This window comes from Coleofasciculus sp. A1-SPW-01 (assembly GCF_040217205.1).
Taxonomy (GTDB): domain Bacteria; phylum Cyanobacteriota; class Cyanobacteriia; order Cyanobacteriales; family Coleofasciculaceae; genus Coleofasciculus; species Coleofasciculus chthonoplastes_A.
Map to the genome: position 1 here is coordinate 1 of NZ_JAVJNP010000230.1, position 8,251 is coordinate 8,251.

The following is an 8,251-nucleotide window of genomic DNA, read 5'->3' on the forward strand; positions in this document are numbered from 1 at the left end:
TGCACAAGACCGAAACCCTTGGCTACCAAAGCTTTGAGTAGCATGAACATTGGCTCATCTTCAAAGAAAAAGGATAAAACCCTTTCATACCTTTGCACCATTCATTATCAGGGAAAATGTATCATTGCTTCCCCCGCTCCCTCTGCTTCCCCTGCTTCCCCTGCTCCCTAAGCTGTCATGCATTTAGATTGGGTATTAGTAGCGAGCAAGATGCAAAGCCTTCGGCATGGCTTCGCTTAACGCACTACAAGGCTTTCGCCGTTATTGATATTAAGGTTTAAATGCCAAACAGCTTACCCCCACCACAATACTTATTCAGCAGCCCCCAAGTAGGTGTAGCCCTTGGGGATGAGGCGGGAGCATTGTCATGAAAAACTAACAAAAAAACGGTTTCTCTGCCATTAGAAATAATCTGTACGATTAACTACATTTATGGTTAAAATAAAATAAATAATTAATTAAGCTGCCCGCTTCAGCCAAATCTAAACAGGATTCCAGCTATCCCAAAACTGCATATATATTTGGAGAACACCGTCCATGCCCATTAAAATTCAAGTTGAGAGTAATCACTTCGAGGAAAAATGCCGTTGCAATTTGTGCGGTAACATTTTTTTCCCGCTAGAGGTGGTGGCAAGAGCGTATCGGGAATCTGGCGAATATGTTAGTGATGTTTGCCCGGAGTGCCTTGCTACTGGTACAGAGGGAATTAGTAACCGAATGCGCCAACGAGCAGACTACCTGCGATCGCTAGCGGTTGAGTTAGAACAACTGGCGAGAAGTGATATTGAATCCCCGAGTCTATCTCAATTCAATATTGCTAACCAGCTTGAGAAAGCCATGCGCTGATCTGCTGTTGATGTAAAGTAGCATTTATTTGATATAGAGACGTAGCAGGCTACGTCTCTACATAACGTCTCTACATAATAGACGGTGCAATTCTAACGCTGCCAAATGACTATCCCAGAACCGACTACTGGACTCCGCGCCAATAGACTTCCATCAGAATTAGTGATTTCCAGTTTGCTCAACTCCAAGTCTTGAGAGCGACGCCAAATTTCACTCGCTAATTGCTGTTGCTCCTGTTCATCCAATTTATACCAGCCATCACTCATCGTGACAATCAGACGGTTACCCTGAAAGTTAGCTTGAATGGATTGAATCAATCCATTCGCATACTGAGCCGTAATTTCAGCCACTTGGTCTTGAATCGCCGTAATCAGACGTTGTTCTGGGGTAAGTTCTAGGGGAGAGGAATTAGGTTCTGGAGTTTCTGAAAATTCAGGTGCGGCTAATTCGGCAGGTGCAGGGATGGGTTCGGGTTTGACTTCTTTGGCTAACTGTGTTGGTGTCTCTGGCGTTATGGCGACTGCCGTCACCATTATGACCACAATAAACGCCGCGATCGCGCCCGTCAATCCCCAATCTGATAGCTTTTGATTCCAAGCTTCGGGTAACAGAGAGCGGATTGCTGCCAAAATACTATCCCACACCTTCTCAACGGTTTCAAAGCTGGGATAGAGCCAATCCACCAGTTTAGACGGGCGAGTGGGTTTAGCCCTATTGGTTTCTTTAATGGATTCATCTACCTCTATAGGTTCCTGAGGCTTATACTGCTCTTTTGACATTTTTATTTCCCTACCCAGCAACGCCAATTGGCATAAAATGCGCTAGATTCTTCTTACAAAGTGCTGCTCCTACAGCACAAATTTAACATTTTTGCCCGTCTTGCTTCAGTCTCCATGACTGCTCTAGATCTATGAGTCTCAAACGCCGTCAATTTCTGATTTTGAGTGGTATTAGTTGTTTCGGGGTTATTGCTGTTGGCAGTAATCTCTTCGCCCGTCAAACGACTCAGACGAGTGATACCCATTCCCAGACTCCTGAACCAACACCCTCAACGGATACCCAGAACCAATTCACTCATCCTCCTCTGTTACGCTTTGTGTCTATTGCGGATACAGGCACAGGTGCCGCCGGACAATATGCTGTGGCAGAGGCAATGACTGCTTATTATCAACAGAATCCATACCCGTTGGTGATTCTGGCGGGTGACAATATTTATAACAAGGGCGAGATTGAAAAGGTAGAGGCAGTCTTTGAAAAACCCTATCAAGCCTTACTGGAAAATGGAGTGAAATTTCACGCTTGTCTGGGGAACCATGATATCCGCACCGCCAACGGTGATCCCCAAGTCCGTTATCCAGGTTTCAACATGCAGGGACGATACTATACCTTTCGCCGGGGATCAGTCCAATTTTGGGCGCTGGATACGAATGCCAATGCGGATTGGCAACGTCAGTTACCGTGGTTAGAACAGGAACTCAGCCGTAGCGATGCGCCCTGGAAGATTGTGTTTGGACATCATCAAATTTATTCATCGGGTCACTACGGATTGAATCAAAGGTTTATTGAAACCCTGACTCCCTTGTTTCAAAAATACGGCGTGCAACTCTATATTAATGGTCATGACCACCACTACGAACGGACTCTCCCGATTAATGGGACAACCTATTTAATTTGTGGTGCGGGTGCTGGAGTTCGCCCTGTCGGGCGTTCGCCATGGACTGCCCATTCTGCCTCACAGCTAAGTTTTGCAGCTTATGAAGTGTATAGCGATCGCATCCTAATTCGTGGTATTGATACAAAGGGTCAAATCTTTGATCAAGGGATGATATAGCAGTAGACACATCGATTAGGACTTTCGGCACCATTGTAGAGACGTTGCATGCAACGTCTCTACATAAATGATGTGTCCTAACAGCTATGGCGGTTGCTATACCAGCACTGCTGAGATAAACTCTATTCCCTGCACCTCTACCCATGGGATGATGTAGTATTGACACCTATTGGTGTGGGTGATCTACTCAATGCAGATGAAAAGCAAACTGATTCAGAAAATTATTGCCAGTGGACTTCTATTTGCGGCGTTGACTGCCCCAAGTCAGCAAATTGTGCAAGCGCAAGAACGCTCAACCTTTCTACTGAGGCTAAATTGTGTGGATACGGGGATCGGTAACTGGAGACGTCGAAGTGAAAACGTGGTGGTAAATAAAGCGGTTTACTCATCACGATTTTATATGGGTTCGGGCGATACGCGGGCATCATTGACCTGTAGACTGCAACCCAATGAAGAGGATGTTAACTTTCAGACTTTGCAATTAGCGTTTGGTATGCGCGATAACGACCAAGGTAGTCCCAGCGTTCTTGTTAATGTGTATATAGATGGGGTAGAGGCTGAATCTCGAACCGTTGTACCCGGAGGAGAACCTGCTGTTGTATCGCTGGATGTGAGCAACACGCAAAACGTTTCCCTGGAAGCCCGCTGTAATAGCAGTAGCAGATTTCAATATTGCGATCGCGTTTATTTCTGGGAAGCTTCCCTAGGGATTGCTCCCTAAGCGTCGGCGTCGGCTGGCGTAACCCCAGTTAACAGATCATCAAAGGTTACGCATTTAAGTTCTAGACGTGTCAGGGTACGTTTGTACAACGTCCATCTAAGGAGTTATTTGCTCAATTGCATGAGGCTTTTGCCGGACAAGCTCAACTGATCAGAGTATCATCAGCAGTATCAACAACAATTGCTGCTTTTTCATCCCGGTGTCATTTTATTGCCATCAGCCTACTATAAGCCATGAAAGTCAAGCGCCTGAAAATCAACTCGTTCCGTGGTATCGGCGATCTGACGCTGGAGTTCCATGAGACTGAACCGACAGTCTTGGTGGGGATCAACGGAACGGGAAAATCCAGTATTCTCGACTGTATCGCACTCCTGCTTTCCCATTTTGTGGCGGAACTTCAAGATCCGATTGGAACGGGACATTTTATTAACGAACAGGACATTACGGAAGAACGGAAAATTCCGCGACATTTTTTTAGTCAGGAAGATATCGCCAATGGCGCCCATCAAACCAAAAATGAGATCACGATTTCCCTGAGAGAACGGCAGATCAGTTGGTTTCTCTCATTATCCAATACCAAGGGACGACCCAGAGGCGGGAACATTCGAGAATTAGAAGGAATTTGTTTGCGAATTAAGAATCAGTTGCAAAACAATCTGAATGTGAATTTACCCGTCGTGGTTTACTATCCCGTCAACCGCCAGTTTTGCGACAAGGTTACCCAAGAAGCAACGAAATACTATTGGTCAAACCAACTAGCGATTTATGACCACGCATTAACGGGTGTGTCGATTAACTTTAGCAGCTTCTTTGAGTGGTTTAAGGATCTGGAGGATCTAGAAAACGAATGGCGTCGAGATAATCCCGAACACCGCGATATCCTCCTAGAAGCCATCCGACAAGCGATATCCTGTCTGTTACCCGGTTTTGCTAACTTGCGGGTGCGACGTGCCCCCTTACGGATGACAGTGACGAAACAAGGTCGAGAATTAGTCGTTAATCAACTATCAGAAGGTGAAAAAGGCTTACTCTCACTCGCCGCCGATTTAGCCAAACGATTAGCGATCGCGAATCCGGGGTTAGCGAATCCCCTAGAAGGGAGTGGTGTGGTTCTGATTGATGAGATTGAACTCCACCTGCATCCGAAATGGCAACATGAGATTGTACCAGCACTGACTCGCACTTTCCCCAACTGTCAGTTTATTGTAGCGACTCATTCACCCCAGGTGATTGCCAATGTGAACCCCCAACAGGTTTACCTTCTCCAAGCTATCCCCGATAGTGAAATGGGAGACACTCCGGTAATTATCGCCAAACATCCAGAACCCTCAATAAGTCAAGATAGCAATGCTTTGCTCCAAGAACTGATGGAGGTTTCGGTTAGCTAGAGACAGCGACAACCCTTAAGTCCAATATTCTGACCTGAGCGAAGGTTCAGGTGAGCGAAGGTTCAGGCGGCATGGGATAAATCGCCAGTCTACAGACACATCATTTTAGACTCTCCTAGAACTTAGGTTTTCCTGACATTTAAATCACCATTCGTAGGGGCACGATACTATCCATTGGTATCAACTTAAGGTCGAAAACCAATGCTGGTAAGGTTTTAAACTGTGGCTATCTACTCCTTGACATTTTCCCCCTCATCCCCTAACCCCAACTCCGGACCCCCCTCGTTCCCCCCTACAAGAGGGGGGAGGACAGAGGATGCGGGAGCTTTTGTTGCACGGGAGAAGGGGAACCGGACTCTCTTGCTCCCCTCTTGCTCCCCTCTCCCCGGCGTGGGAGAGGGGCTGGGGGTGAGGGGTTGAGCTTAAGTTGACACGGGTGGATACTATCGTGCCCTTACCATAAGTTGCCTTTGTGTGTAAGCTGGTTTTAACGAGCTTTGACCAGAATTAAATCATCTTCTTGCTTCACCTCATAACCAGCCAAGGAATCTTTAGCGGGTCCTTGAATGACTTCGCCATCAATTGCGAATTTAGAATCATGACAGGGACAGACAAATTCGGTTGGCTCGGCTTGCCATTTGACTGTACAGCCTGTGTGAGTACAGGTAGGATTTACCGCTATAATCGTGTTCGAGTCACCAGGATCACGCACGACTAAGATTGAACCGGCTGAAAATTTTTCGTTGAGGATTTCACCGTCTTGATCCAATTGAGCGACTGTACCCACCGACTCAAATCCATCCGCACGAGTAGTATTAGTTGTAGAGTTAGTTGTAGAGGTTGATTCCTCCGTTTTTGGCGAACAAGCAACCATGGCAACTGGCAAGTAACTAGCGATGCCACCAATACCCACCCAAGTTAGAAAGTCTCGACGATTCATAAGTCAAACAGTCTTTACGATAGCTATTTCTAATGATGTGAGGTTAAGCTTAAGGTAGAGACACAACCTTTGCGCCTCTACCACTATACCGCATCCGATTGCTTAATTTAATTCTTCCAACTATCCGTTAGCAATCATCACCCTAAACAACCTCCCCAAACAAATTTTGGGCAGTGCCACATTCTGGGCAATTTTCAAAGTTTAAATTATTGGTGGTAAATCCGCATTCAGGACAAACATAGAACACCATTTTAGCATCTTTCCAGTCTTCGAGGTTGTCTTTGGCTTGAGTGTAGTATTTAGCATGTTCAGTTTCAGCTTGTACGGCATAAGTAAAGGTTTGAACTGCCTCTTGATTGCCTTTTTGCTTCGCCTGCTCAATGAACTCCGGATACATGGTATCCCGCTCGTAGGATTCTCCGTTAATGGCTTCTTCCAGATTTTCTCGAGTGGATTTAACCTCTGGAGTTTCAATCGTTGCTTCCGGTTTGGCTCCAAGTTTGCGAATTACAGCCGCGTGATTAGCCGCATGTATAGCCTCAGCTTGGGCAGCCGCTTGGAAGAGACGAGCAACTTGTTGATAGCCCTCTGTTTCTGCTTTTTTCGCAAAAGCTAGATAACGAGCATGAGCATTGGATTCACCATTATAGGCAGCTTGGAGGTTTTTCAATGTCACTGCATCTGGGCTGGATGTTTCCTGAGAAACCTCTTGGGTTGTTACTGATGTTGACGGTTCAACCGTAGCAGTTGGGGGTTGCTGGGTGCAACCAACTAACACTAACATTCCTAGGGCGGCAATTGATACAAATTTAGCTGTTTTTTTGATTGGACGACTCATCGTTGCACTCTCCTCGTTATTAAATAGTTTTCTCTTTTATGTAGAAACGTGCCATGGCACTTATGTAGAGACGTGCCATGGCACGTCTTAAGTGGTAAGTTGGAACCGGAATCAGGATTTTATTATTTGCCTGTTTTGGGGGTAGATGGACGTTTTTTAAATAAACCTGTCATGCTCAACCCTGTCACTAACAACCCCACTAATCCCAACCCATTCAACAACGGATAGATGGTTTCAAGACCCAAAAATTTTAAGGTATGCAGTTGCATCAGAATCCTAGCGATCTCGTCTTGATGAAACCATTCGTCAAAAATGGTGTAACCCATGCCAGTAATCACGGTTAGAATTAACGGGAGACAGGTAGCGATCGCGATTAGGCGGTGGTATTTACGAAAGGTGCGTATCATGGACATCCCCTCCTCCATGGCTTGAGACTTCTGACGTTATCCATCACCATTTCCGGCTGTAGTTAAGACTTTAGGTGGAAAAGGTAAAGAACTCGGGTGGATACCACAGTTGTGCCAAGAAAAGTTGGGGAAAGTCGTTAACTCCCCCAATTACAGGTTTATCTTGGTTAGGCATTGTCCATTTCACCCTCCTTAGACTTGATCGCACGTTGACTGCGGTCTTCGAGCAGGTAATGGTACACTAAAGCCGCCGCACCACCACCAGCTAAGGGACCAAGCCAATAGAGCCAAATGTACTGGAGTCCCCCTCCCAATAAAGCTGGACCGAGATAACGAGCAGGGTTCATGGCGGCACCACTAATCGGTCCACCCGCCAGGATATCGAGGGTAACGGTTAACCCAATAAATAAACCGCCGACTTGGGGGGCACGTTTATCCATCGCTGTGCCAAAAACCACGAAGACGAGAAAGAAGGTGAGGATAAATTCCAGCACTAAGCCCATAATTGGAGTTTCTCCATTACCTAGTGCAGGTGTACCCATTTTAATTGCTTCCAGTGGCTCTAGGGGTATCGCTAACTTAATCAGACTGGCAGCAAAGATGGCTCCTAAACACTGAACAATAATATATCCCAAACCATCTTTGAGATTAATTTTGCCCGCCAACCAAGCGCCGAAGGTGACGGCTGGATTGAGATGACCCCCACTAATGGCGGCGGTAGCGCTAACCATGACAGCAATGGTCAAGCCGTGGGCTAGAGCAATGGCGACTAAATCGACATCTGTGTCACCTTTGATGATATAGTTCGTTGCGATCGCACCAACGCCAATAAATATTAAGGCAAACGTGCCGATAAACTCAGCAATTAAAGCTTTTGAATTCATTATCTCTGGTATCTTAATACTCTGTATAAACAGCCTTGCCACTCGCTGAGAATGGCTTGGTACAAAAAATAGACGGTAAATGTAAAGATTCGGTAAAGAAATAAAAGTTGTATTCCGTCACACCACCATTAGGGGTTCTTCTGTGCCGTTCCCCGACTAAAAAAAAAGACATGGTTCGAGACCATGATTTTGGGTAAAAATAGGTCGAGGTGTTCAGTGTTGTGCCTAAGCTGTCATGCATTTAAATTGGGTATTAGTAGCGAGCAAGATGCTTGATGTAGCGAGCAAGATGCTTGATGTAGCGAGCAAGATGCAAAGCCTGCGGCATGGCTTCGCTTAACGCACTACGGCAAGGATTTCGTCATTATTGACATTAAGGTTTAAATGCCGAACAGC

The 8,251-nt window shown here is 45.9% G+C and carries 9 protein-coding genes; 4 read left to right on the forward strand and 5 right to left on the reverse strand.

Annotation, left to right across the window (positions count from 1 at the left end; all coding sequences use genetic code 11):
• The first annotated feature begins 537 nt into the window (after positions 1-537).
• Complete coding sequence (locus RH949_RS32165; RefSeq protein WP_446358941.1) at positions 538-846, forward strand: hypothetical protein; 309 nt, start codon at positions 538-540, stop codon at positions 844-846.
• Positions 847-938: 92 nt separating this feature from the next.
• On the opposite strand, the gene RH949_RS32170 is transcribed toward RH949_RS32165, so the two are convergent.
• Complete coding sequence (locus RH949_RS32170; protein ID WP_446358943.1) at positions 939-1,625, reverse strand: hypothetical protein; 687 nt, start codon at positions 1,623-1,625, stop codon at positions 939-941.
• Positions 1,626-1,756: 131 nt separating this feature from the next.
• Between RH949_RS32170 and RH949_RS32175 the strand changes: the two genes are divergently transcribed.
• The 3 genes from RH949_RS32175 (at position 1,757) to RH949_RS32185 (ending at position 4,786) form a co-directional block, all read left to right on the forward strand.
• Positions 1,757-2,677: a metallophosphoesterase family protein gene (locus tag RH949_RS32175; protein ID WP_446358945.1), complete on the forward strand. Its 921-nt coding sequence runs from the start codon at positions 1,757-1,759 to the stop codon at positions 2,675-2,677.
• 196 nt (positions 2,678-2,873) lie between these two features.
• Positions 2,874-3,398: a hypothetical protein gene (locus RH949_RS32180; RefSeq protein ID WP_232231662.1), complete on the forward strand. Its 525-nt coding sequence runs from the start codon at positions 2,874-2,876 to the stop codon at positions 3,396-3,398.
• 233 nt (positions 3,399-3,631) lie between these two features.
• Positions 3,632-4,786, forward strand: coding sequence for an AAA family ATPase (locus RH949_RS32185; protein ID WP_044205695.1), 1,155 nt, complete (start codon positions 3,632-3,634; stop codon positions 4,784-4,786).
• Between the two features lie 487 nt (positions 4,787-5,273).
• On the opposite strand, the gene RH949_RS32190 is transcribed toward RH949_RS32185, so the two are convergent.
• The 4 genes from RH949_RS32190 to RH949_RS32205 all read right to left on the reverse strand — a co-directional run bounded on the left by RH949_RS32190 (position 5,274) and on the right by RH949_RS32205 (position 7,855).
• Positions 5,274-5,726 (reverse strand): QcrA and Rieske domain-containing protein, encoded by a 453-nt coding sequence (locus RH949_RS32190; protein WP_446358948.1) that lies wholly within the window; start codon positions 5,724-5,726, stop codon positions 5,274-5,276.
• A 142-nt stretch (positions 5,727-5,868) separates the two neighbouring features.
• Positions 5,869-6,564 (reverse strand): rubrerythrin family protein, encoded by a 696-nt coding sequence (locus RH949_RS32195; protein WP_446358950.1) that lies wholly within the window; start codon positions 6,562-6,564, stop codon positions 5,869-5,871.
• A gap of 122 nt (positions 6,565-6,686) precedes the next feature.
• Entirely contained in the window at positions 6,687-6,971 is a 285-nt protein-coding gene (locus RH949_RS32200) for a peptidase (RefSeq protein ID WP_044205564.1), read from the reverse strand.
• Between the two features lie 167 nt (positions 6,972-7,138).
• Positions 7,139-7,855: an MIP/aquaporin family protein gene (locus RH949_RS32205; protein ID WP_006099572.1), complete on the reverse strand. Its 717-nt coding sequence runs from the start codon at positions 7,853-7,855 to the stop codon at positions 7,139-7,141.
• Between the last annotated feature and the right edge of the window lie 396 nt (positions 7,856-8,251).